Consider the following 22,898-nt stretch of genomic DNA (forward strand, 5'->3'; position numbering starts at 1 on the left):
TGAAAGGGTTTGGTTTATTGGCAGTTAAGTTATGAATATTCCAGTAACTTTCTACTACTTCCTCTTTTTTGTCTCTTTTAGAAAGCGTTCTATTCCCTTTCTTATCTGCTCAGCCATATCTTCCTGAAACTCTGGGTTAATTAGCTTTTGTTCATCTTCCGGGTTTGAGGCGAAGGCAGTTTCTACTAAGGCATTAGGGAACTCTGTTGGGGCGTTCAAAGCAAAATTGAAGCCGCCAATGTTACCGAACTCTTTCAGGTCAAGTTTTAAAACCTCTTCATATAATGCCTGAGAAAGCGGCCGGAATGCCAAATGGCGGTAATAGGTGCTGGCGCCTTGTACTTCTGGCCGCCCAGCTGAATTAACGTGCACGCTTACCAGCAAATCAGGCTGGGCCTGTTTCAGGATCCGGACGCGCTCAGAATTATCAACGGTCACATCTGCCTCTCGGGTCATGATTACGTTTGCCCCTTTCTTCTCCAACTCTTTTTTAAGGTGCTGCGCAATCTTAAGGGTAATTTCTTTCTCCGGTATACCGGTTTTGCCTTTGGTGCCCGTGTTGGTGCCCCCGTGGCCGGCGTCTACGGCAATAGTCAGGTGCTTGAGCTTCAGTTTTTCGGGCTGGCGCTTTACTTTAATCACTAGCGAATTGCCCTGATAACCTATGCCGTAGCCCCAGGCTTGGGGGTGCTTCAGGTCAATGATCACCCTAAACACATCTGAGGTCAGTTGCTGGTACTGCACATTCTTTACTTCGCGCAGGGTGCGGTGCAAGGTAATCCAGTTAGAATTGGAAACGGCGCCGTAAATGTCTACTACAATGCGGCTGGGGTCAACATCCATATAAGATGTGTAGGGCAGGCGCTGACCAACGGCTACCCGCACAAAATCATACTTTCCTTTCTCATCTTCGCCAGTGACACTCCAGGAACTTGTCAGGCTTTCACCGGTAAAGGAGCTGGGACCCTCCAGCTGCACTTGCCGCACAGGTATGTATGCGTTTAAGGTGTTAGAGAGCTTAATCCGGTAGTCACGGCCTACGCGTCCGTTAATCTGTACCCGAACCAGTGAATCTAAGAATCCCATTTTAGCGCCGCCCAATCTGTCCTCGCCCAAACCATAGTTCATGTAAGCGTCGCTGGTAGTAGTTAAGCCGTACAGCGGCTGCGCCGGGTTGAGAATAGTAATTTTAGTTTTAGTAAAGAAAACCGTGTGAGGCTGGGTGTCAGTGGTGTCGTCTACTATAATGGGGAGGTGCTGGTCTGAAAGTTTATCACTGGGTTGAATAATATAGCCGCCTACGTACAAACCAGCTTCTCCCTTGTTCTGCGCTGCCGGTATTTCATGCAGGGGGTGCTGGTTCCACAAGTTAACCTTAAGCCCCGGCTTGGCTTTTACCCGCACGTTTAGTCGGTCGCCCGGCTGTAGCCACAGTTCAGCGTTAGGTTCTGTGCGGACGTATTCTACCTGTAGGTCTGCTGGAGTAGGGGAGGTTGCTGTTGCAGAGGTGCTGTTGCTTTGGGCATTAGCCTGAAAAGTAATGGTAAAGCAGAGCAGTAAGAAATACTGGAACTTCATCTTTGTGATAAATTTTAAGAAGCTGAGGAGGCAATATAGGTTTTCTGGTAGAACGGCACCAGTGCATGAAACAGTTTACCTGCTGTTTATGAGCAGTTTTTCAAAAATCAGCCTCAAAACAGGGGGAAGGCTTAGTCCAGAGCAAAAGCTATTACATTTCTGTCTTTGTCTGTGCTATAGAAAATTGACGGTGTCTTTTCAAGAATTAAAGGTTCTTCTTATCTTACTTAAGTAAAAGCTAAGTTCATGAAAAGAACCTTTCCGTACCCAGCCATGCCGCAGGGCGTTGATGAACGCATAATAGCCCCCTCGGCGGCATTCAAGCGCGAAGTGGCAAAAGTAGCGGCCGCCATTGCTTTTTTTGCGGTAGTATATGTAGCCCTCATGGCTGCCGCGTTGGCGCTGGCCGTTTTATGCGGGTTGGGTGGTTATTTTCTGGTGGTTTTAAAACCGGCCTTTTTCACGTTTATGTTAGGTTTAGGCTTGGCGGGGCTGGGGCTTATGGTCATTTTCTTCTTGCTGAAATTCATGTTCAAGCGCAGCAAGACCGACCGTTCTGACATGGTGGAAATTCAGGAAGAGGAGCAGCCGGAGCTTTTTGCCTTCATCAGAAACATCACGCAGGAAACGCAGACACCCTTCCCGAAGAAGATTTACCTTTCTGCCGAGGTAAACGCCGCCGTTTTCTATGATTCCAGTTTCTGGAGCATGTTCTTGCCCGTGAAGAAAAATCTGGTTATTGGACTGGGGTTGGTGAACTCCGTGAACGTAACTGAATTTAAAGCAATTCTGGCGCACGAGTTCGGCCATTTTTCGCAGCGAAGCATGAAGTTAGGCTCTTACGTGTACAACGTGAACCGCGCCATTTACAACATGCTCTATGACAACCAAGGCTATGGAAAAGCTTTGGAGAAGTGGGCCGACATAAGTGGCTACTTCGCCTTGTTTGCTGGGCTCACCGCCAAAATTGTACAGGCCATTCAATGGGTATTGAAAAAAGCCTATGTGGTGGTGAACAAGCCGTACATGTGCCTCTCGCGCCAAATGGAATTCCACGCTGACTCGGTAGCAGCTTATGTCACCGGCTCAGAACCCCTGATTACAAGCCTGCGGAGAATTGAGGCTGCCGATGCCTGCTACTCCCGATTATTCAATCATTATAATGCTTGGCTGAGCGAGAACCTGAAAGCAGACAATATGTACCCTCAGCACCGTGCGCTCATGCATCTGTTCTCAGAAGATTTCCACATACCCATGGCGCATGGCCTGCTGCAGGTAAATGCCCAGACGCTGTCTATGTTTAACCAAAGCCGGCTGATGATGAAAGACCAGTGGGCATCGCACCCCAGCACCGATGATCGCGCCGCCCATTTGCTGTCGCTCAACATTCCTGCAGAGGTGCTGCATGATTCGCCTTGGGTGCTGTTTAGAAAAGTAGAGCAGGTACAGCAATTGATGACCCAAAAAGTGTATGAAAAAGCTGAGTTTGCCCAAGCACCACAAGCTCTATCGTTGCCTGCTTTCTCTCAGAAGCTGGCCTCAGAAATGCAAGAGCGCTCTTTTGATAAAGCCTACAAAGGCTTCTATGACAACCGCAATATCAAAACATTTGACGTTGAAACTGTTGCTGCCACTGCTGAGCTATTGCCTGCTATCACCTTCGATGACCTCTTTACTGATGCCAATTGCAAACTTCCCCAGAAAATCAGTAGCCTAGAGGCTGACTTGGAAACGGTACAGCAAATAGTGCAGGGAGCTATTGATATTAAGTCGTTCGATTTTGATGGCCGGAAGTACAGTGCCAAAGACGCAGTTGCCGTGCAGCAAATACTGGAGAATGAAATCAAGGAAGCGCAGGAACAACTAGACCTGTTAGACCAGAAGGCTTTCGGGTTCTTCTATCAAAAGGCACATGAACAAGACCGCACCGCTGCATTAGTGGCTGCTTACCAGTCGGTTTTTACAGCCACTAAAGAAGCAGAGGAAGACACGCAGTTATTTACTGCTCTTTGGGATACCCTGCATTTCATCTTCAACAATGAAATGACCTTGGAGGGAGCAAAGACCGTTTGCCAAGAATTGGAGGGGCGGGAAACGCCTGTGAAGAAGCGCCTGCAGCACCTGCTGCAAGACGAACTTTACACCCGCTGCATTACCCCTCACCAGCTGCCTAAGCTCGAAAAGCTAGCGTCGCAAACAAGGGTTTATGTAACAGAATATGGTTTTGATTCGGTGTCTCTTGATGAATTAGCCGAAGGTTCCCATCTGTTTGTGCAAATGAGCTGGGAGAAAGTTTTCCATCTCAAAAAAGAGACACTGGCTTTGCAAATGGCGGTTGTACAGCAACAGCAAGAAGAAAACCTGACAATGGAAGAGGTGTAGCCTCAACTCTAATAAGAGATATAAAATGCCTGTAAGCCCTAAATCAAAAAGCATTTTTAGCCTGTTTTTCTAAAAGCAGGCCGAAAACGCACGAGAATGGTCACTTCTCCTTCTTCTGGTTCATGTCCCGCAGCAACTGACGGGTCATAAAACCTAGTCCAACGGCTACAATGGCAATGGCAGCCCAAATAAGATAAGTAGAACCTTTAGCGCTTTTCTTTTTCTCAGGTGTTTGAATGGTAGTGATGTTGCTGACCGTCACCACCGGCGGATTTGCCGGAATACTGTCTTTAAAATAGGCTAGGTCGTACTCCGGTGCCGGACTGTCTTCATCGCCAAATCGGAGAGTGTAGGGTTTGTTTGCCTCCAATTGAGCCACGAGGTACTGGTTCAGGTGCAGTACTTTTACAGAGTCAATGTCCAGCGGCGGGTTATCGGCGTTGTCAATCTGGATTTTTAATTCCTCTACTTTCTGTCTGGGTAAATCTACTACGGCTGGGGAATTTGAATGAAGCACCAGCGGTACAGAGATTTCCTCTAGGTGTGACCGGCGGCGGCGTTTTCTCCGGCGGCGCTCGTGCACTCTCCTTTCACCCAAAATCACCTTTCCTGTTCTATGGTAGAGTTGGGGGCCGGAGATATGAAAAACCACCTGCTCTGGGTACATCGGCTGCCCGAAGTTCAGGTGCAGATAGGTTGTTTTAGCGCTGTCGGTGCGGGTGAAAGCTTTTACTGGAATGGTGGTGTACTTTCCTGTTTCTGATTGGGTATCATAATAACCGGCCCTTAAAATGTTCAGCGGAGCGCTGGTAGAGTCATTGAGTTGTAACCGGAAATATTTGTAGTTGCTCAGCGGGAAGTCAAGCAGTTTCACCTCATTTGTGCTTTGGGCGCTCCGAATAGAATACAGCACGTCCTGCGCCTTGAGAACGTACCAATCCTGCTGATTATCGCTGCCGCTCAGGGACACTTCTTGGCGTACGTCGGCATTGCCAATAACCAAGCTGATGTTGTTGATGGTGCGCCGGTCTGGGTTATGGATGATAAGCTCAGACGTACCGCCTTGACGGCGGGTGTAATTCAGAATCTGATAAGGCTTGAAGAGCGTACGGTACTGCACCGGCTTTTCGGCGCGGAGCACGTACGGCACCTCCTGCCCGTCGGGGCGGTACAGTCTTATATCAGTTGCATCGGGCTGGAGCCGCCCAACTACCGGCGCTGGCAGCAGCACGCGGTAATACCCAGTCTCAGAAACTGGGTCTACCTGTGCTTGCCACCTAAAATCCTGCGCTTGCACCCAATGCTGGAAGAGCGTAAAGAGGCAGAAAGTTAACAGGAAAAGACTTTTAGGCATCAGGGGAAGAAACATGCGCCGAGCGGTCATCTACTAAAATAAGGTTTTTCAGTTTCTGGTACAGGAACGAAACAATCAGCAACAGCATGCCTAAACAGATAAAAGCCGCTATTTTTCCGCCCTCAGACATGTCCCACACATCTATCAGGAACAACTTCGCCAAGGTGACAAAGAAAACAGTGAGGGAAATAATGCGGAGGGTTTTGAGTTTGTGGCGCATGCCCAACATCATGAGCATAAACGAACAGATGCCCCACAAGATAGGCCAGCCAATTTTGCGCACCTGCCGCAGCGTAAGTTCCAGTTCATTGCCTCTCTCGTACACAGCCAGCGCCCACAGGTGCTCCAGTTCGGCGCTCACCAGAAAAATGGCGACCAGACTAGCTATCCAAAGGGCTGCTTTTCCGGCACCTTGGTTAAACCCGAAGTGGTGGTACACCAAACGCAACATCATGCCCGCAATGGCCAAAACCGTTGCCAGCGGAAGGTAGTGCAGAAGAAAGGCTTCAGATGATGTTTCTTTGCCGATTAAAATAGCATCCCTAATTTCCACGGTGGCCGGATGTACCACCACAAAATACACCAACAGCCCCACCGCAGCAAAGGTCAGCGGAATCTGCCGCAACACATAAGAGCTGAGGGAAAGGCTTCGCCAGAGCAGCCCCAGCAGGAACAAGTAATGGTAGAAACTGAGCAGGATAACGCGGACTGGCTCGCTCCAAGTAGTATGCTGTAGCTGGTACACAAACTCCAGCAGGAAAACCAAGTACAGGAAAATAACGCCCAACACACCCACACCGGTGCGGTAAAAATGCCAAGAACTCTCCTCGGGGTAATTCTTTTCATCGCGGCCCAGCAAAATCCAAACGGCGGCCAAGGCTGTCAGAGAAAACAATCCTGTCAGGAAATAACGGTTCAGCAGAAAGCGTAGTGGTTCTTCCGGCGCAGAAGTGTAGCCAAACCAATCCATGAACAGGCTCACCAGCATGAGGCCCAGCACCAGACAAGACGCCACCTTAATGATAGGCAGGCCCGCCCTCTGCGCCAGCCAAAGCAGCACCACCGACTCCAGCGCCCAAAACAGCGTAATGTGGTTGCCCTCTAGCTGTACTGGGGCAGTCAAACTCAAAAACGTAAGAACTAGCCCAATGAGAAGGTAGACCAGATTTCGGTCGGCACGTTGGCTGCGGTACAAGGTATAGGCAAACCCGAAGTTAAAGATGGCTAACCCCAGCGTAAACAAACCTTGGTAGGCACCTCCGTCCACGTTGGCTAAAATATACATGCCCGCGGCATAATACATAGCGGAGTTGCTGAGCAAGGATACCATTTCGCGGGCGTTAAAGGCCTGCCGCTCCTTCACGTTGTAAATAATGTTCATGAGAAAGAACACCAGATAAAACAGCGTGGCAAACACCAGCGCCCCCACGTACGGCGGACTGGGTGTATCTACCACCCGCGTCATCAACCAACCTCCGTATAAAACAATGGTAAAGAAGTAGGCTATGAAGTTGAGCAGCGGCCATTTTTTATAATACGCCAGCACCAGAATACCCAAGTTCAGAATCAGAATGAAGACAAACAGCACCACGTAATTTCCCTCGCCGGTGCTTACCATAAACGGACTGCCAAAGCCGCCTATTAAGGCCACTACGGCCAATTCCAGCCGGTCATAGGCAATGGACAGGAAAATGGTGAAGCCCGTTATAGCTACCATGAGCAAAAACGCCACCGTTTGCCCAAACAGCTGGTACTCATGAAACGCAATGGCAATGGTGAAATACAACACTGCCATGCCGCCGCCTACCAGTACTGAGCTGAAAGCGCTGTACTGCAAACGCAGCCGGTGCGCTACGCCCAATAAGGCTCCGCCCGCCAGTAAACCAATGGCCACTCGACCAATTTCGCTAATCCAGTCTTTGTCAATGGCAAACTTCACGAAGAACCCAATCCCCAGCACCAGAATGACAATACCCAGCTTGTTGATGAGGTTTTCCCCAATAAATTTCTCCCAGTCCTTCGGTTCTTTTACCTTTTCCTCTTCTTCTAAAACTGATACCGGAGCAGTAGCGGTAGACTCCTGAAGGGCTGCCATTCGCCGATGTGAGGTCGTGAGCAACGGCTCTATAGGCTCTTCTTTGGGTGGCTGTACGGGTGGCGGAGGAGTGGCTGGTGCTGCAGGAGGAACAGTAGGCGGAGTTGCCCGAGGTATAGCTGTTTCTGGTTGGGGTGGTGCCTGAGGCGCGGGTGTTTCCTTTGGTGGTACGGGAGTAGAAGCGGGTGCTGCCGGCGGAGTCATTGGAGCAGGTGCAACTACTGGTGGAGGAGGAGTTACAGTAGGGCTTGGCGTTTGAACAGGAGGAGCGGAAGCAGGTGCAGCGGCCACGTTTGGTGCACGGCGCTCCGCCAGAGGAGTTGCCTCACGTGGGGGTGAAGCCGTTGACTTACCAATTGATTGCCGGAGCCGCTCCAGTTCTTCTCTTATGGCTTCCATCTGTCCATTGAAAGAGTCGAACTGTCTGGAGAGCATGGTGCCAATCCAAGCGAGCAGCAAGACAATGAACAGTAGTAACGCAGATTCCATAAGAGCCCAATAGAAATGTAAGATACTATATTACAATTTTATCTGGAAAAACGGGCGGGGCTGCCTCTGGAAGTGCAATAGGTTGGTGGCGTTTAAGTGTTTTCGGCCTCATTTTTAGAAAATGAGCCAAAAACGCATGAAGGAAATGTGTCATTTAAATCGCTCCTCTATCAAGGCTTTGTTCAAAGCGGCGCCCGCAAAAGTACCAGAGGCCACACTGTTAGAAACTGCTCTCATAGGAGAGGTCGCATCGCCGGCGGCGTAAATTCCAAGCACCGAAGTTTGCTGAAATCCGTCTATTTTTAACAGACCTGCCTCGGTTAATTCACAACCCAGTTGTTCTGGAATTGGACAATGTTGGGTAAAAGGGAGTCGGGCGAAGAGAGCGGTAAGCGGCAAAGAAGAGCCATCAGAAAATTCCACTTGTTGTAAATACCCCTTTTGGTGCACTAGTTCGTGTACTTCTTTCTCCACGAGACTAACCCCGTGCTGTTGCAATACCTGTCGCTGCTCAGGCTTTAAATTAGATTTTCCATTTGTGAGTAAGGTGAGATTGGGTGACCAGTTCAGAATCAGTTTCACAAATTCAAAAGCCATATCGCCATCGGCTAGAATTCCCAGCGGTTGGTGGTGTACCTCATACCCATGACAGTAAGGGCAGTGAAGAGCTGAAATACCCCAGCTTTCGGCAAAGCCTTTTATAGGCGGCATTTTATCCGCCACGCCGGTGGCGAAGAGCAGTTTGCTTCCGGTGTAGGAATTGCCTGTGTCAGTAATTACCTCAAACGCCTTGTTTTGGCCAGATGCCTTGATGGCTTTCTCTGACTGAAAAGATACGGTTGGATAGGCCAGAACTTGTTCGCGAGCTTTCTGGGCTATGGCGGCGGGTGTTTCGCCGTCTTGGGTCAGGAAGTTGTGCGAGTGCGGTGTTTGGCGGTTGCAGGGTTTCCCGCTGTCTAAAATCAACACATTCCGGAGCGACCGCCCCAGCGCCATGGCCGCCGACAAGCCGGCGTAGCTGCCCCCAATGATAAGGACATCAAATTCTGTTCTGTTTTGCATACAGTAAATTGGTTAGGAGCCGTCACAGCAGAGAGGGAAACCAGCTATTCGCTTTGCCCAGCGCCTCGCATAAGAAAATCTCTTTTGGACATGCCCATGTTGGTAATTCATTTGGGAAATAAGCCGCAGTTTTCTATTATTGCAACTGTGTTGCAATAATAGAAAATGAAGAGAAGGAATACACCAACCCAGCAAGCTATTTTGACTATCCTAAAAGATACCGGCACCGCATTAAGCCAAGATGTGCTGGTGCAGAGACTCAAAGGAGAGGCCGATAGGGTGACCATTTACCGCGTGCTCAACCGCTTCTGCGAAGATGGCATTACCCACCGCATAGTCTCCGATGAGGGCAAATCCTACTTCGCCCTCTGCCGGAATTGCCAGCAGCACCAGCATACCCATGACCATTTCCATTTCAGGTGCCTCAGCTGCCAACGGGTAGAATGCCTGCCTGAGCAGGTGGAGGTAAACCTACCCAAAGGATATAAAGCCGAGAATGTGAACTACTGGGTATCTGGGTACTGTGCGGGGTGCAGTGCGTGAGAGGAAGTCGTTTTAAAGCTGTTTTCAGAAAAGGAGGCGGAAAACGGCTGCTCAAAAGACCTAGCAGTGTCTCCCAGACCTGCTAGTGTCTGCGCCAGTAGCCTTGGCTAACATCTTCTGCTATTATAGTAACGCCAATCAGGAAATTGGCTATCTGGCAAGTGCGAAGAACGCTACGCTAACTCTTCGCAACAACAACAACAACAACAACAACAACAACAACAACAACAACAACAGTTTTTGCCCTGTTTTCGCCAAAGCAGGGCAAAAACGCCCAAGTTAAAGCAAAAATAAAAAGGGCCTCACCTTTGATAGTGAGACCCTTTTAGGCAGATTTAAAATCTTAAAACAGCTTAGCCGTTGGCTTGTGCGTAACGACGGTTTACTTCGTCCCAGTTAATCAGGTTGAAGAAAGAAGCAATATAGTCTGGTCTGCGGTTCTGGTATTTCAGGTAGTACGCGTGCTCCCACACGTCTAAGCCTAAAATTGGAACGCCGCCGCAAGAATCAACGCCTTCCATCAAAGGGTTGTCTTGGTTAGCGGTAGAGCAGATTTGCACGCCTCCGCCTTCTACAGCGCAAAGCCAGGCCCAGCCAGAACCGAAACGGGTAGCAGCGGCTTTGCTAAACTCTTCTTTGAACGCATCATAAGAACCGAATGCTTTGTCAATTGCCTCAGCAACAGCTCCGGTAGGGTTGCCACCGCCGTTCGGGCTCAAGATTGTCCAGAACAGGTTGTGGTTGTAATACCCGCCGCCGTTGTTACGGATAGCCGGGGTTTTAGCGGCATCACGCAGGATTTCCTCGATTGACTGGTTCTCCTTCTCAGTGCCTTGTATGGCGTTGTTCAGGTTGGTCGTATACGCCTGGTGGTGCTTGGTATGGTGGATTTCCATGGTCTGACGGTCGAAGTGCGGCTCGAGCGCATCGTACGCATACGGAAGTTGTGGAAGTTCAAATGCCATAGTTTTATGTGTTTATGGTTAGTGAAACAATATGTTCTGTTCTATAATACGGAACGGGCCAAAGTTAAACTAAATTCTTTTGGCTCGAAAAAACTCAGTCATCAATTGCGCGCATTCATGCGCTAACACACCGGAAACCAATTCGGTTTTTGGGTGTAGCAGATTTACGCCTGTTCTGCGGTAGCCACGCTTTTCGTCGCCGGTGGCGTATACCACCCGCTTTAGTTGGCTCCAAAAGCTGGCGCCGGCGCACATCACGCAAGGTTCTACGGTCACGTACAAGGTGCAGTCGTGCAGGTATTTATTTCCTAAGTGGTTGGCGGCGGCGGTAAAGGCCAGCATTTCAGCGTGGGCGGTTACATCATTCAGCTTCTCGGTTTGGTTGTAGGCGCGGGCAATGATTTTATTCTGGCAGACAATAACTGCCCCAATTGGAATTTCGCCCTCTTCCAGGGCATATTGCGCCTGTTTGTAGGCCTCGCGCATAAAATGTTCGTCTGAGTGAATACTGAGCACAATAAGTAATTTAAGCTGTGTTTGAACAGTAGCCCGTGTAGCTACACCAATTGGTACGGGCAAAGGTACAGTTTGGTACAGGAAACCTTAAAATTTTTAATACTGCAAGCAACAGCCGGCAAGTTACGGGAGAAAAAATAAAGCCGTTTTCGGCCTGCTTTTCATAAAACAGACCGAAAACGGCTAGTGAAAACTCTCTCCTCACCTGTAGGCGAGGGGCTGAGGGAATTACTTTACTTTAGCGGTGGCCATAATAGCACGGGCTGTTTCCTGCCACTCTCTCTGCATCTGAGCTGGCGCATTCAAACTAAATATGTACATCTGGTCATTAATGAAGGTGTACTGAATGATGGTATACTTGCGCACCGGTGCCAGATTGCCTGAGCTGCGCTCATCCCGCACGGTAGACACAAACTCAAAAACCAGAAATTTGCGGCCGTTTATCTCTTGAATCTCTTCCCGTAAAAATTCCACTTCAGTAAACATCCGCTGAATAGAAGCCTTGTAAAAAGGTTGAACCATGGCTAAGTCGCCGGCCGGGAACGTGCTCACACGCTGGTTCACACTGATATCAATTTGACCGCTGGGGCTGGTAAATACACCCAATGGTTTACGGGCCGCCGGATACTCACGCGCAATACCCTCGTCTGGCATCACCACAAAATCTTGCGGAATGGAGAGTGTGATTTCCTTGGTCACATTCACCTTCTTCAGCTTTGGCGGCGTGAAAGAAACTAAAAATGGGAGGATAAGGGCAACTAAATACTTGGCTTTCATGCTGTCTGTTAAAGGGTACTTTATAATATGGAGATGATTCTGAAAAGCAAATTCCGGGCCGGAAGTTCCCGCAAAGAGCAGGCAAAGGTAATTTATAAATCAATTGGAGGGCAATGCTACGTTGGCGCAAGCCTGAAAGCCATACAAAAAGCCCAGCTAATATAGCTGGGCTTTTATCTTGGGTATGAAGAAAGCTTACTATTTAAGACTTAAGTCTGGAAGAGGGATTTCCATTAGTGACTAGCCTCAAATATTAATGCTTTCCACATTAGTCTAAATCTTTTTCATTTTATTACAGATTTAGGCAGATTATTTTTAATTTATTGAAAGAAAGTAATTTATACCAACGCAATTAATAATAATATATGAACGTTAGTTAGTTTGTCTCAATCTGCATTTGCTGTGGTTAAGGCAATCTTCTTTTTACTTTGAATCTAAGGTAGAGTTATCTAATTTTGCACCAAATTGTTTATGCTATGGAACCTGAAGTATCCAATCCACAATATTTGCCGGGCGATTACCTGCCCATTATCATACAGTTTGCTGCTGCGTTAGGCTTTGTAGTTTTTGCCATGGTGGTGACGCACCTGATCGGGCCGAAGCGGAAAAGTGCCGTGAAGAACGCGTCATGGGAATGTGGTATTGAAAGCCAGGGCGATGCCCGTACCCCAATTTCCATCAAGTACTTCCTGATAGCCATCTTGTTTGTACTTTTTGATGTTGAGATAATCTTTCTTTATCCGTGGGCAGTGAACTTCCGCGCCTTGGGCGTGAACGGCTTTGTCTGGATGCTTCTCTTCATGGGCCTGCTTTTGACCGGATTCTACTATGTGATCCGCAAGGGCGTGCTGAAGTGGGAATAAAATTGTGTTTATCCGCTGACCGCGGCAAACTTTTATAAGCGTGTTTGTGTTGAAGAAATAGGACCATTTATGGCCTGTTTTTCTTAAAACAAAGCGAAAACGACATGAGCGATAACAAAACTGATATAACCATGGTGAATGCCCCTGAAGGGGTAGAGGGTTCTGGTTTTTTTGCCACCTCACTTGAAAAGGTAGTAGGCATGGCCCGTAAACACTCTTTGTGGCCACTGCCATTTGCCACTTCTTGCTGCGGTATTGAGTACATGGCTACCATGGGAGCTCATTATGATATTTCCCGTTTCGGGTCTGAGCGCCCTAGCTTCTCGCCTCGCCAGGCTGACCTTTTAATGGTAATGGGTACCATTGCCAAGAAAATGGGTCCGGTGGTGAAGCAGGTGTACGAGCAGATGGCCGAGCCGCGTTGGGTAATTGCCGTAGGCGCCTGCGCTACCAGCGGTGGTATCTTTGACTCTTACAGCGTGCTGCAAGGCATTGACCGCATTGTGCCCGTTGACGTGTACGTGCCCGGTTGTCCGCCACGTCCTGAGCAGATTCTTGATGGCTTGATGCGTATTCAGGATTTGGCCGAGAACGAATCACTGCGCCGCCGTAACTCACCAGAATATCAAGAACTTTTAGCCTCTTACAATATTAAATAAGGCATGGCCGACATCACGAACGAACAGCTGATTCAGCGACTTCAAGAGAAGTTCGGTGAGCAGGTGTTCGATATCCAGGAGCCTTACGGGCTTGTAACCGTTACCACCACCCGGGAAAACATTATTCCCATGCTGCAGGCCCTCTATGACGATGAGGTGCTGCAGATGCAGTTCCTGACCACTATGTGCGGCATGCACTTCCCTGATAATAAGGGGCAGGAGCTAGGCGTGGTGTACCATGTACACAGTCTGCAGAACAACATCAGGCTGCGCATCAAAATCTTCTTTCCGGAAGATGATGCCGTGGTGCCAACGGCTACGAACTTGTACCTCACCGCCAACTGGATGGAGCGCGAAGCCTGGGATTTCTACGGTATCCGCTTCGAGGGTCACCCTAACCTTATCCGCATTCTGAATGTGGAGGAGATGGAAGTGTTCCCGATGCGTAAGGAGTTCCCGCTGGAAGACCAAACCCGCGAAGACAAGATTAATACCTTCTTCGGAAGATAAAACAAGAGAGACCCCAACGGCTTTTTTACCAGAGAAAGCCGCCGGGGTTTCTGCTTACTACTAAGTGCCAACATGGAGTTAGCCAAACAAAATACACAAATAGTTACCCCGGATTCCTACATGCAGGAGTTAACCACTCTGAACTTAGGACCTACGCACCCCGCCACGCACGGTATCTTCCAGAACATCCTGAAAATGGATGGCGAGAAGATAGTTTCGGGCGTGCCCACTATTGGGTACATACACCGTGCGTTCGAGAAAATAGCCGAGCGCCGCAACTTTTACCAGATTACCCCGCTTACCGACCGCATGAACTACTGCTCCTCGCCTATTAACAACATGGGCTGGTGGATGACCGTGGAGAAGCTGTTGGGGGTGACTGTGCCAAAACGTGCCGAGTACATTCGTGTAATCGTGATGGAGTTGGCTCGTATTGCTGACCACTTGATCTGTAACTCCATTCTTGGGGTGGATACCGGAGCCTTCTCAGGCTTCTTGTATGTATTCCAGGAGCGTGAGAAAATATACGAGATCTACGAGGAAATCTGCGGTGCCCGCTTAACTACCAACATGGGTAGAGTGGGTGGCATGGAGCGCGATTTGTCTCCGGTAGCTATTCAGAAAATCAGAGATTTCCTGCGTGACTTCCCGAAGGTAATGACGGAGTTCGAAACCATGTTCAACCGCAACCGCATCTTTGTGGACCGCGTGGAAGGTGTGGGCCCAATCACGGCTGAAAAAGCCTTGAACTACGGCTTTACTGGTCCTAATTTAAGAGCTGCTGGGGTTGATTATGACGTGCGCGTGATGAATCCATACTCTTCTTACCAAGATTTCGACTTTGAAGTTCCGGTAGGTACCAAAGGCGACACCTATGACCGCTTCATGGTCCGCAACGAAGAGATTTGGCAGAGCTTGCGCATTATTCAGCAGGCCATGGACAATCTCCCTGAAGGTCCTTTCCACGCCGATGCGCCAGAATTCTACCTGCCGCCAAAGCAGGAGGTATACCGCAACATGGAAGCGCTTATCTACCACTTCAAAATTGTGATGGGTGAGATTGACGCTCCTGCCGGTGAGGTATATCACTCTGTAGAGGGTGGTAACGGAGAGCTTGGTTTTTATCTTGTGTCTGACGGAGGCCGTACGCCATACCGTTTGCATTTCCGCAGACCTTGCTTTATTTACTACCAAGCTTATCCAGAAATGGTGGTGGGCACGCAGCTGTCAGATGCCATTGTAATTCTGTCAAGCATGAACGTGATTGCCGGCGAGCTTGACGCTTAACCGGAAGCATTAACTGAAACGATTTATCCCAAGCCTGCCGCAGGGCAGCTTTTATATACCTGCCATTGACCAGATGGATCAAACAGTAGAAAATAAAAAAGTAGAGTTTTCGGAGGGGGCCATGGCCGAAATCCGGCGCTACATTTCCCACTATCCAGAGGGACGTCAAAAGTCAGCCATTCTGCCTATCCTGCACATCGCGCAAGCGGAGTTCGGGGGCTGGGTAAGCCCAGAGGTAATGGACAAGGTGGCCGAGATACTGGATATCCAGCCAATTGAGGTGTATGAGGTAGCTACCTTCTATACCATGTTCAACCTGAAGCCGGTAGGCAAGCACGTGCTGGAAGTATGCCGCACGGGTCCTTGCATGCTGCGTGGGTCTGACCAACTGATTGAGCACTTGGAGAACCGTCTGGGCTGCAAAGTAGGCGAGACCTCAGCTGACGGAAACTTCACTTTAAAAACGGTAGAATGCTTAGCCTCTTGCGGAACCGGCCCAATGCTGCAGGTACGTGAGAAATTCTACGAGAATCTAGACGCGGCCAGTGCTAACCAAATGCTGGAAGACCTGAAAGCCTCAACCGTAAGGAAACCATGGGAAGAAAATTATTAACTGAACATATTAACGTTGAAGGCATCCAAACCTTTGACGTGTACCGCAAGCATGGCGGCTACGCCTCGGTAGAGAAAGCCCTGAAAACCATGACCCCTGAGGAAGTGGTGGAAGAGGTAAAAGCCTCTGGCTTAAGAGGCCGTGGTGGTGCTGGTTTCCCTACCGGTATGAAGTGGAGCTTTTTGGCCAAGCCAGAAGGCAAACCGCGTTACCTGGTGTGCAACGCCGATGAATCAGAGCCGGGTACTTTCAAAGACCGGTACCTAATGGAGAAATTGCCGCACCTCTTGATTGAGGGCATGATTACTTCTTCTTTCGCACTTGGTGCCCGCACTTCTTATATCTACATAAGAGGCGAGTTGTTGTACGTGCTGCGCATTCTGGAGAAAGCCATTGCTGAGGCATACGCCAACGGCTTCTTAGGTGAAAACATCTTGGGCAGCGGTTATTCTCTGGATTTACATGTTCACCCAGGTGGTGGCGCGTACATCTGCGGTGAAGAAACAGCTTTGCTAGAGTCTTTGGAAGGCAAGCGTGGTAACCCACGTAACAAGCCTCCATTCCCAGCGGTTTGGGGCCTTTACGGTTGCCCAACTGTGGTAAACAACGTGGAGTCCATTGCAACTGTGCCTTGGATTGTCACCAATGGTGCTGCGGAATACGCTAAGATTGGTGTTGGCCGGAGTACTGGTACCAAGTTGATATCTGCTGGTGGTAACATCAACAAGCCAGGTGTGTACGAAATTGAGTTAGGTGTTCCGGTTGAGGAATTCATTTACTCTGATGAGTACTGCGGTGGTATCTGGAAAGGCCGTGACATGAAGGCAGTGATTGCCGGAGGTTCTTCCGTTCCGATTCTTCCGAAAGAGTTGATTCTAAAAACTGCTGCCGGTGAAGACAGATTGATGACCTACGAGTCTTTGTCAGACGGAGGTTTTGCCACAGGTACCATGCTGGGATCCGGCGGATTCTTCGTGATGGATGACCAGACCTGTATTGTACGCCATACCTGGACTCTAGCCCGCTTCTATCACCATGAGTCTTGTGGCCAATGCAGCCCGTGCCGTGAAGGTACCGGCTGGATGGAGAAAGTACTGCACCGCATTGAGTACGGCCACGGCCAAATGCACGACATCGACTTATTGGTAAGTGTAGCCAAGCAGATAGAAGGAAACACCATCTGTCCGTTAGGTGATGCCGCTGCCTGGCCAGTGGCTGCTGCCATCCGTCACTTCCGTGATGAGTTTGAATGGCACGTGAAGCATCCTGAAAGAGCTACTGCTCCGGGAGCCGTGTACAACAAAGCAGATTCTGTTTTAGCTTAATTACCTGTTTTCGGCCTGTTTTCTGAAAAAGAGGCCGAAAACAGACTTTTAAATATATATGCCATTGTTGCGCGTCAATAACAATTGACCACCAACAATCAACAATAATTTGAAATGGTAAAAATAACTTTTGATGGCATAGAGGTGGAGGTAGAGGAAGGAACTACCATCCTCAACGCTGCCCGTAAAATCGGCGGCGAGGTGGTGCCCCCGGCCATGTGCTACTATACTCCTTTAAAAGGAAGCGGCGGTAAATGCCGTGCTTGCTTGGTGAAGGTGGCGGCTGGTTCTGCCAAAGACCCACGCCCGATGCCTAAACTGGTGGCAAGCTGTATTACTCCGGTACAAGATGGCATGGTGGTGGAAAACACTACTAACCCAGATGTGCTGGCTACCCGCAAAGGCGTGGTGGAAATGCTGTTAATAAACCACCCGCTCGATTGCCCAATCTGTGACCAGGCCGGCGAGTGTGATTTGCAGAACTTCTCTTACGAGCACGGCACCTCTGGTACCCGCTACGAAGAAGAGCGCCGCACCTTTGAGAAAATTGACATCGGGCCACTCATTCAGCTGCACATGACACGTTGTATCTTGTGCTACCGCTGCGTGTACACCGCCGACCAAATAACCGAGAAGCGCGTGCATGGTGTTTTAGGCCGTGGAGATGCTGCCGAGATTGGAACCTACATTGAGAACGTCATCGACAACGATTTCTCCGGAAACGTGATTGACGTGTGTCCAGTAGGTGCTCTGACTGACAAAACCTTCCGCTTTAAGAACCGTGTGTGGTTTACCAAACCAATGGATGCACACCGCGACTGCCCTAAATGCTCTGGTAAAGTAGTATTGTGGATGCGCGGTAACGATGTGATGCGTGTTACTGCTCGCAAAGACAAGTATAACGAAGTGCAGGAGTTTATCTGTAACGAATGCCGCTTTGACCATAAAGACCCGAATGATTGGACAATTGAAGGTGCCCGCAAAATTGACCGCGGCTCTGTAATTTCAGCCAACCATTACGAGTTGCCTGTACTGAATGTGCCGGTGGTGCCTAACCTGCCAGGCTCAACCGAAGATGATTTGAAAGACACCCCTTTTAACTTAGGAAGATCTGTATAATGGAGTCAACCGAATTTTTAGTAAGAAGCGCAGTCATCTTGGCGGTGTTTGGGATTACCCTACTCATTGCCACCTACTCCACCTATGCCGAGCGCAAAATTGCGGCCTTCATTCAAGACAGAGTGGGGCCAAACCGAGCTGGGCCGATGGGCTTGCTTCAGCCATTGGCAGATGCGGTAAAGCTTTTCTTCAAAGAAGAGTTTGTGCCAGCCAATGCCAATAAGTTCCTGTTCATTGCTGGGCCATCATTGGCTATGTTAACCGCTTGTATGGCCAGTGCGGTAATTCCTTTTGGTAATACAATTCTAATTGATGGTCAGTATATTAACGTGCAGGCCATTGAGGTGAATATTGGTATTCTGTACATCTTCGGCGTTGTGGCTTTAGGCGTGTACGGTATCATGATTGGTGGCTGGGCCTCAAATAACAAGTTCTCGTTGTTGGGTGCTATTCGGGCGGCTTCTCAGAATATCAGCTACGAGCTGGCCATGGGTATGTCTATCATTGCCCTGTTGCTGGTGTCTTCTTCGCTGTCTCTGCGCGTAATTGCGCAACAGCAGGGCGAAACATTGTTCGGTATCTCGGGCATGAACTGGAATATTTTCTATCAGCCGCTGGGCTTCCTGATTTTCATTATCTGTGCCTTCGCAGAGACCAACCGCGTGCCTTTTGACTTACCTGAGTGCGAGACCGAGCTAATAGGCGGGTACCACACTGAGTACAGCTCTATGGGTATGGGTCTGTATCTTTTTGCGGAGTACGTGAACATCTTTGTAGCTTCGGCTGTGATGGCAACGCTTTATTTTGGCGGCTATAACTTCCCGTTCATGTATGATTTAGGCTTGCCACATAACCTGGTGACTTTGATTGGTACAGGCGTGCTGTTCATTAAAATTCTGATGTTCATTTTCTTCTTTATGTGGGTACGCTGGACTTTGCCGCGCTTCCGCTATGATCAGTTAATGAACCTGGGCTGGAAAGTGTTGATTCCATTGTCCATTGCCAACGTGATCATTACCGCCGCAGTTATTTTGATAAGTGAGCAAGGATTGCCTTGGTAGAACTACTGACGTGAATCTTCTTTCTGAACAGAGGAATATTTACCGATTTTTAAAGACTAGAATGATATGCAATCATTAAGTAATAGAGCAAAGAAACTAGAGAAAAAGCCGATGAATTTCTCGGAGAGAATGTATCTCCCGGCAATTTTTCAAGGTTTGAGTATCACCATGCGTCACTTCTTCAAGAAGAAAGCGACCATAAAATACCCAGAGGAAACCAGACCGATGAGTGCCGTTTGGCGTGGTCTGCACGTGCTGAAGCGTGATGAGAAGGGGAGAGAGCGTTGCACCGCCTGCGGACTTTGCGCCGTGGCTTGTCCTGCTGAAGCCATTACTATGGTAGCAGGTGAGCGCAAGCGGGGCGAGGAACACCTGTACCGTGAGGAGAAATACGCGGTGAGCTACGAGATAAACATGCTGCGCTGCATCTTTTGTGGTCTGTGCGAGGAAGCTTGCCCGAAAGCAGCTATCTTCCTGCAGAACGACAAAGTGGCTCCGGCCCGCTACGAGCGCGATGAGTTCATCTACGGCAAAGACCGTTTGGTGGAGCCCATGCCTATTCAAAACCAGTAATTCCGCCGCAACGCGTTTATCATCCCTATAACTATGACGGGTAATATCTTTTACTTCCTCGCTTTCTTGACCCTTTTCGCTGCCATTGGGGTAGTGGCTTCTAAAAACCCTGTGTACAGCGTGCTGTTCATGATTTTGACGTTCTTCGCCTTAACTGGGCAGTACATTCTGTTGAATGCTCAATTTGTGGCCGCGGTAAACTTTATCGTGTACATGGGTGCCATCATGGTGTTGTTCCTGTTCGTGATCATGTTCCTGAACATGCGCGAAGACACTGAGCAGCACAAGCCGCTCATGAGCAAGATTGCCGCCGCTATTTCAGGGGGTATTTTGCTAGTGATTATGGTGGCCGCCTTGAAAGACGTAGATGCCGGTGGGTATAACGCAGAGAATTTCAACTCGCAGATCGGATTGGTAGAGCACCTGGGGCAAGTACTGTTTAGAGATTACCTGTTGCCGTTTGAACTGGCGTCAGTGTTGTTTTTAGCGGCTATGGCCGGTGCCGTCATGCTAGGGAAACGCGAACCAGGCGAGCAAAATAGATTTTAAGGCTGGCGTGAAGCCGGTGAAAGGACAGCTGTTCATTGGTTGTCCTTTTACTTTGACTGGCAGTTTTGTTTTGGAGCTGATTTTCAGAAAACAGGCCCAAAACAGATTCTTTAGATAATAGATAGAGTGGAGGCACTACGTAAGAAGGTGCCTTTTATTGTGGATTTACCAAAAAATGGGAATAACTTTGAGCACCGCAACAAATAGCGGCTCACTTGTTCTCGCGACGTTTTAACCATGAACGAAATTCCTGAGGTTATCAGAACCATTCCTCTGAATTACTATTTGTACTTCAGCACTGCTTTGTTTGTGATTGGGATAATTGGAGTACTGACCCGCCGCAACGCCATCATTATTTTCATGTGCATAGAGTTGATGCTGAACTCTGTCAACTTGTTGCTTACCGCTTTCTCTGCCTACCGTTCAGACCCGAACGGGCAGATTTTTGTGTTTTTCATTATGGCGGTGGCTGCCGCCGAAGTAGCCGTGGGTTTGGCCATTATTGTAATGATATACCGCAACCTGCGCTCCACCGATGTCAATATCCTGAACCGATTGAAATGGTAAACGGAAGCTCCGTCTAGCCAATATCTGTTAAGAATACCGTCCATTTACGCTTTAACCAATGCAAGAATTAACCATAGCAACTAACACCGATATGATGTGGGTGTGTTTGCTTATTCCGCTCCTGCCGCTAATCGGGTTTCTGATTAACGGGTTGGGCTTCCGGAGAATACCGAAAGGGCTGGCAAGTGTGGTAGGCTGTGCCGCTGTCATCGGGTCTTTCGTGTTGTCTTTGTACCTGTTCCTGAGTTTTGAGGAGCAAGGCAACCGTGCCTACGTTACTCCGCTGTTTGACTGGATTTACGTGGTGGCGCTGAGCATTCCGTTCTCTTTCCAGATTGACCAGCTGTCGTTGATTATGCTGTTGCTCGTAACGGGAGTGGGTTCTGTTATTCATATTTACTCAGCAGGCTACATGAGCCACGACGAGGGTTTTGGGAAGTTCTTTGCGTTCCTGAACCTGTTCGTTTTCTCCATGCTGCTGCTGGTCATGGGCTCTAACTACGTGATGATGTTCATTGGCTGGGAAGGAGTGGGACTTTGCTCCTACCTGCTCATCGGTTTCTGGAACAAGGTTACGCCATATAACAACGCCGCCAAGAAAGCCTTTATCATGAACCGTATCGGGGACTTGGGCTTCTTGTTGGGTATCTTTTTAATCTTCATCACTTTCGGGAGTGTGAGCTACGGCGAAGTGTTCAACCAAGCTTCTCAAAACCTGAGCGATGTTAGCCACGGCACCATTGTCGCGATTACCTTGCTGCTGTTTGTGGGTGCCATGGGTAAATCAGCTCAGATTCCGTTGTTTACTTGGTTGCCAGACGCGATGGCTGGCCCTACTCCTGTATCGGCGCTTATCCACGCCGCTACCATGGTGACCGCTGGTATTTACATGGTAATTCGGTCTAACGTGCTCTACACGCTGGCCCCTGAGACGTTGGAAGTGGTGGCAATTATAGGTTTAGCGACGGCATTATTTGCCGCTACCATTGGCTTATTCCAGAACGACATCAAAAAAGTATTGGCTTACTCAACCGTGAGTCAATTGGGTTATATGTTCCTAGCGCTGGGAGTGATGGCGTATTCTTCTTCACTGTTCCATGTACTCACGCATGCTTTCTTCAAAGCCTTGCTTTTCTTGGGTGCTGGTAGCGTGATTCACGCTATGAGCGGTGAGCAGGATATGCGCCGCATGGGTGGTCTGAAAAAAGTACTGCCTATCACGTTCCTTACCTTCCTGATTGGGACGTTAGCTATCTCTGGTATTCCGCCGTTTGCAGGTTTCTTCTCGAAGGACGAATTGCTGGCGCACGTGTTCCAACACAGCAAAATTATGTGGGCGTTTGGTCTCTTGACCTCGTTCATGACGGCTTTCTACATGTTCCGCCTGTTGTACCTGACTTTCTACGGTAACTTCCGCGGCACTGAAGAGCAGCGTCATCATCTGCACGAGTCCCCGGCCTCCATGACTATTCCGCTCATTATTTTGGCCATTCTGTCTACCATAGGTGGTTTCATGGGTTTGCCAGAGGTTTTCAGCGAGAACCACATGTTGGCCAATTACCTGTCACCCATCTATGATTTCTCCCGTCGGGCAGTGCCAAGCGCATTTGAGACGCAGCACCTGTCGCATGAGATGGAATATATCTTGATGGCAGTGTCTGTTGCCGTAGCCGTGATTGCCATTATTCTAGCCTATGTAATTTACGGCAAGAAGAGAACAGTTCCCGCGGAAGATGGTGAATACTCTGGACTGCACAAGCTGGTGTACAACAAGTATTACATTGACGAATTGTACAACGGGCTGTTTGTGAAACCAGTGATGGGCTTGTCTACGGGTTTATACCGCTTCGTGGAGAAGGGAATCATTGACCCGATTGTGAATGGCTTTGGCCACGGAGTATTGGGCGGTGGCCGTTGGCTACGGTTCTTGCAGAGTGGGGCCGTTGGGTCTTACATGCTCCTGATGGTGCTGGGCATCGCTTTAATTTTATTGCTGAACTTTATTATCTGA

The 22,898-nt window shown here is 49.0% G+C and carries 22 protein-coding genes; 15 read left to right on the plus strand and 7 right to left on the minus strand.

Annotated features, from left to right (window positions below; all coding sequences use genetic code 11):
- Nucleotides 1-54: 54 nt before the first annotated feature.
- Nucleotides 55-1,578 carry an N-acetylmuramoyl-L-alanine amidase gene (locus A8O23_RS18685; protein ID WP_082883159.1) on the minus strand — a complete coding sequence of 508 codons (1,524 nt, stop codon included), beginning with the start codon at nt 1,576-1,578 and terminating at the stop codon, nt 55-57.
- Between the two features lie 246 nt (nt 1,579-1,824).
- On the opposite strand from A8O23_RS18685, the gene A8O23_RS18690 reads away from it, so the two are divergent.
- Nucleotides 1,825-3,960 (plus strand): M48 family metalloprotease, encoded by a 2,136-nt coding sequence (locus A8O23_RS18690; RefSeq protein ID WP_082883160.1) that lies wholly within the window; start codon nt 1,825-1,827, stop codon nt 3,958-3,960.
- 100 nt (nt 3,961-4,060) lie between these two features.
- Here the strand turns inward: A8O23_RS18690 and A8O23_RS18695 are convergent, their stop codons facing one another.
- From A8O23_RS18695 to A8O23_RS18705, 3 genes are all read right to left on the minus strand, one after another.
- Nucleotides 4,061-5,329 carry a DUF3999 family protein gene (locus A8O23_RS18695; protein ID WP_161486768.1) on the minus strand — a complete coding sequence of 423 codons (1,269 nt, stop codon included), beginning with the start codon at nt 5,327-5,329 and terminating at the stop codon, nt 4,061-4,063.
- The gene (locus A8O23_RS18700; RefSeq protein ID WP_066624779.1) at nt 5,307-7,898 is read right to left on the minus strand and encodes a DUF2339 domain-containing protein; all 2,592 of its coding nucleotides are present in this window, start codon (nt 7,896-7,898) and stop codon (nt 5,307-5,309) included. Before A8O23_RS18700 ends, A8O23_RS18695 begins: the two co-directional genes overlap by 23 nt.
- A gap of 150 nt (nt 7,899-8,048) precedes the next feature.
- Nucleotides 8,049-8,960 carry an NAD(P)/FAD-dependent oxidoreductase gene (locus A8O23_RS18705; protein WP_066624781.1) on the minus strand — a complete coding sequence of 304 codons (912 nt, stop codon included), beginning with the start codon at nt 8,958-8,960 and terminating at the stop codon, nt 8,049-8,051.
- 165 nt (nt 8,961-9,125) lie between these two features.
- Between A8O23_RS18705 and A8O23_RS18710 the strand changes: the two genes are divergently transcribed.
- Both A8O23_RS18710 and A8O23_RS18715 read left to right on the plus strand, forming a co-directional pair.
- Nucleotides 9,126-9,503 carry a Fur family transcriptional regulator gene (locus tag A8O23_RS18710; protein ID WP_066624784.1) on the plus strand — a complete coding sequence of 126 codons (378 nt, stop codon included), beginning with the start codon at nt 9,126-9,128 and terminating at the stop codon, nt 9,501-9,503.
- A 103-nt stretch (nt 9,504-9,606) separates the two neighbouring features.
- Nucleotides 9,607-9,786, plus strand: coding sequence for a hypothetical protein (locus A8O23_RS18715; protein ID WP_153042284.1), 180 nt, complete (start codon nt 9,607-9,609; stop codon nt 9,784-9,786).
- A 70-nt stretch (nt 9,787-9,856) separates the two neighbouring features.
- Here the strand turns inward: A8O23_RS18715 and A8O23_RS18720 are convergent, their stop codons facing one another.
- The 3 genes from A8O23_RS18720 to A8O23_RS18730 form a co-directional block, all read right to left on the minus strand.
- Nucleotides 9,857-10,468, minus strand: coding sequence for a superoxide dismutase (locus A8O23_RS18720; protein WP_066624795.1), 612 nt, complete (start codon nt 10,466-10,468; stop codon nt 9,857-9,859).
- A gap of 69 nt (nt 10,469-10,537) precedes the next feature.
- Nucleotides 10,538-10,984 carry a nucleoside deaminase gene (locus A8O23_RS18725; RefSeq protein WP_262506467.1) on the minus strand — a complete coding sequence of 149 codons (447 nt, stop codon included), beginning with the start codon at nt 10,982-10,984 and terminating at the stop codon, nt 10,538-10,540.
- A 228-nt stretch (nt 10,985-11,212) separates the two neighbouring features.
- Nucleotides 11,213-11,761, minus strand: a complete 549-nt coding sequence (locus A8O23_RS18730; RefSeq protein WP_066624797.1) for a hypothetical protein — start codon at nt 11,759-11,761, stop codon at nt 11,213-11,215.
- Between the two features lie 476 nt (nt 11,762-12,237).
- On the opposite strand from A8O23_RS18730, the gene A8O23_RS18735 reads away from it, so the two are divergent.
- From A8O23_RS18735 to nuoL, 12 genes are all read left to right on the plus strand, one after another.
- A complete protein-coding gene (locus A8O23_RS18735) occupies nt 12,238-12,624 on the plus strand; it encodes an NADH-quinone oxidoreductase subunit A (RefSeq protein ID WP_066624799.1) in 387 nt (128 codons plus the stop codon).
- A 104-nt stretch (nt 12,625-12,728) separates the two neighbouring features.
- On the plus strand, nt 12,729-13,283 hold the full coding sequence (locus tag A8O23_RS18740; protein WP_066624801.1) for an NADH-quinone oxidoreductase subunit B: 555 nt from the start codon (nt 12,729-12,731) through the stop codon (nt 13,281-13,283).
- 3 nt (nt 13,284-13,286) lie between these two features.
- Nucleotides 13,287-13,793: an NADH-quinone oxidoreductase subunit C gene (locus A8O23_RS18745; protein WP_066624808.1), complete on the plus strand. Its 507-nt coding sequence runs from the start codon at nt 13,287-13,289 to the stop codon at nt 13,791-13,793.
- Between the two features lie 72 nt (nt 13,794-13,865).
- On the plus strand, nt 13,866-15,080 hold the full coding sequence (nuoD, locus tag A8O23_RS18750; RefSeq protein ID WP_066624815.1) for an NADH dehydrogenase (quinone) subunit D: 1,215 nt from the start codon (nt 13,866-13,868) through the stop codon (nt 15,078-15,080).
- 73 nt (nt 15,081-15,153) lie between these two features.
- Nucleotides 15,154-15,693: an NADH-quinone oxidoreductase subunit NuoE family protein gene (locus A8O23_RS18755; protein ID WP_066624817.1), complete on the plus strand. Its 540-nt coding sequence runs from the start codon at nt 15,154-15,156 to the stop codon at nt 15,691-15,693.
- The gene (gene nuoF, locus A8O23_RS18760) at nt 15,675-17,018 is read left to right on the plus strand and encodes an NADH-quinone oxidoreductase subunit NuoF (RefSeq protein ID WP_066624819.1); all 1,344 of its coding nucleotides are present in this window, start codon (nt 15,675-15,677) and stop codon (nt 17,016-17,018) included. The genes A8O23_RS18755 and nuoF overlap by 19 nt, the downstream gene beginning before the upstream one ends.
- Before the next feature lie 114 nt (nt 17,019-17,132).
- A complete protein-coding gene (locus A8O23_RS18765; RefSeq protein ID WP_066624823.1) occupies nt 17,133-18,137 on the plus strand; it encodes a 2Fe-2S iron-sulfur cluster-binding protein in 1,005 nt (334 codons plus the stop codon).
- Complete coding sequence (nuoH, locus tag A8O23_RS18770; protein ID WP_066624825.1) at nt 18,137-19,198, plus strand: NADH-quinone oxidoreductase subunit NuoH; 1,062 nt, start codon at nt 18,137-18,139, stop codon at nt 19,196-19,198. Before A8O23_RS18765 ends, nuoH begins: the two co-directional genes overlap by 1 nt.
- 111 nt (nt 19,199-19,309) lie before the next feature.
- Nucleotides 19,310-19,771 (plus strand): NuoI/complex I 23 kDa subunit family protein, encoded by a 462-nt coding sequence (locus A8O23_RS18775; RefSeq protein ID WP_204377720.1) that lies wholly within the window; start codon nt 19,310-19,312, stop codon nt 19,769-19,771.
- Between the two features lie 33 nt (nt 19,772-19,804).
- Nucleotides 19,805-20,320, plus strand: a complete 516-nt coding sequence (locus A8O23_RS18780) for an NADH-quinone oxidoreductase subunit J family protein (RefSeq protein WP_066624830.1) — start codon at nt 19,805-19,807, stop codon at nt 20,318-20,320.
- Between the two features lie 237 nt (nt 20,321-20,557).
- Nucleotides 20,558-20,887 (plus strand): NADH-quinone oxidoreductase subunit NuoK, encoded by a 330-nt coding sequence (nuoK, locus tag A8O23_RS18785; protein WP_066624833.1) that lies wholly within the window; start codon nt 20,558-20,560, stop codon nt 20,885-20,887.
- Between the two features lie 58 nt (nt 20,888-20,945).
- Nucleotides 20,946-22,898 (plus strand): NADH-quinone oxidoreductase subunit L, encoded by a 1,953-nt coding sequence (gene nuoL, locus A8O23_RS18790; RefSeq protein WP_082883162.1) that lies wholly within the window; start codon nt 20,946-20,948, stop codon nt 22,896-22,898.

Source organism: Rufibacter roseus, from assembly GCF_001647285.1.
Lineage (GTDB): Bacteria > Bacteroidota > Bacteroidia > Cytophagales > Hymenobacteraceae > Nibribacter > Nibribacter roseus.

What these genes read in the sequence shown, in the direction of transcription:
- A8O23_RS18685 (WP_082883159.1), bottom strand. Translation starts at nt 1,578, where the DNA reads ATGAAGTTCCAGTATTTCTTACTGCTCTGCTTTACCATTACTTTTCAG.
- A8O23_RS18690 (WP_082883160.1), top strand. Translation starts at nt 1,825, where the DNA reads ATGAAAAGAACCTTTCCGTACCCAGCCATGCCGCAGGGCGTTGATGAA.
- A8O23_RS18695 (WP_161486768.1), bottom strand. Translation starts at nt 5,329, where the DNA reads ATGTTTCTTCCCCTGATGCCTAAAAGTCTTTTCCTGTTAACTTTCTGC.
- A8O23_RS18700 (WP_066624779.1), bottom strand. Translation starts at nt 7,898, where the DNA reads ATGGAATCTGCGTTACTACTGTTCATTGTCTTGCTGCTCGCTTGGATT.
- A8O23_RS18705 (WP_066624781.1), bottom strand. Translation starts at nt 8,960, where the DNA reads ATGCAAAACAGAACAGAATTTGATGTCCTTATCATTGGGGGCAGCTAC.
- A8O23_RS18710 (WP_066624784.1), top strand. Translation starts at nt 9,126, where the DNA reads ATGAAGAGAAGGAATACACCAACCCAGCAAGCTATTTTGACTATCCTA.
- A8O23_RS18720 (WP_066624795.1), bottom strand. Translation starts at nt 10,468, where the DNA reads ATGGCATTTGAACTTCCACAACTTCCGTATGCGTACGATGCGCTCGAG.
- A8O23_RS18730 (WP_066624797.1), bottom strand. Translation starts at nt 11,761, where the DNA reads ATGAAAGCCAAGTATTTAGTTGCCCTTATCCTCCCATTTTTAGTTTCT.
- A8O23_RS18735 (WP_066624799.1), top strand. Translation starts at nt 12,238, where the DNA reads ATGGAACCTGAAGTATCCAATCCACAATATTTGCCGGGCGATTACCTG.
- A8O23_RS18740 (WP_066624801.1), top strand. Translation starts at nt 12,729, where the DNA reads ATGAGCGATAACAAAACTGATATAACCATGGTGAATGCCCCTGAAGGG.
- A8O23_RS18745 (WP_066624808.1), top strand. Translation starts at nt 13,287, where the DNA reads ATGGCCGACATCACGAACGAACAGCTGATTCAGCGACTTCAAGAGAAG.
- nuoD (WP_066624815.1), top strand. Translation starts at nt 13,866, where the DNA reads ATGGAGTTAGCCAAACAAAATACACAAATAGTTACCCCGGATTCCTAC.
- A8O23_RS18755 (WP_066624817.1), top strand. Translation starts at nt 15,154, where the DNA reads ATGGATCAAACAGTAGAAAATAAAAAAGTAGAGTTTTCGGAGGGGGCC.
- nuoF (WP_066624819.1), top strand. Translation starts at nt 15,675, where the DNA reads ATGGGAAGAAAATTATTAACTGAACATATTAACGTTGAAGGCATCCAA.
- A8O23_RS18765 (WP_066624823.1), top strand. Translation starts at nt 17,133, where the DNA reads ATGGTAAAAATAACTTTTGATGGCATAGAGGTGGAGGTAGAGGAAGGA.
- nuoH (WP_066624825.1), top strand. Translation starts at nt 18,137, where the DNA reads ATGGAGTCAACCGAATTTTTAGTAAGAAGCGCAGTCATCTTGGCGGTG.
- A8O23_RS18775 (WP_204377720.1), top strand. Translation starts at nt 19,310, where the DNA reads ATGAATTTCTCGGAGAGAATGTATCTCCCGGCAATTTTTCAAGGTTTG.
- A8O23_RS18780 (WP_066624830.1), top strand. Translation starts at nt 19,805, where the DNA reads ATGACGGGTAATATCTTTTACTTCCTCGCTTTCTTGACCCTTTTCGCT.
- nuoK (WP_066624833.1), top strand. Translation starts at nt 20,558, where the DNA reads ATGAACGAAATTCCTGAGGTTATCAGAACCATTCCTCTGAATTACTAT.
- nuoL (WP_082883162.1), top strand. Translation starts at nt 20,946, where the DNA reads ATGCAAGAATTAACCATAGCAACTAACACCGATATGATGTGGGTGTGT.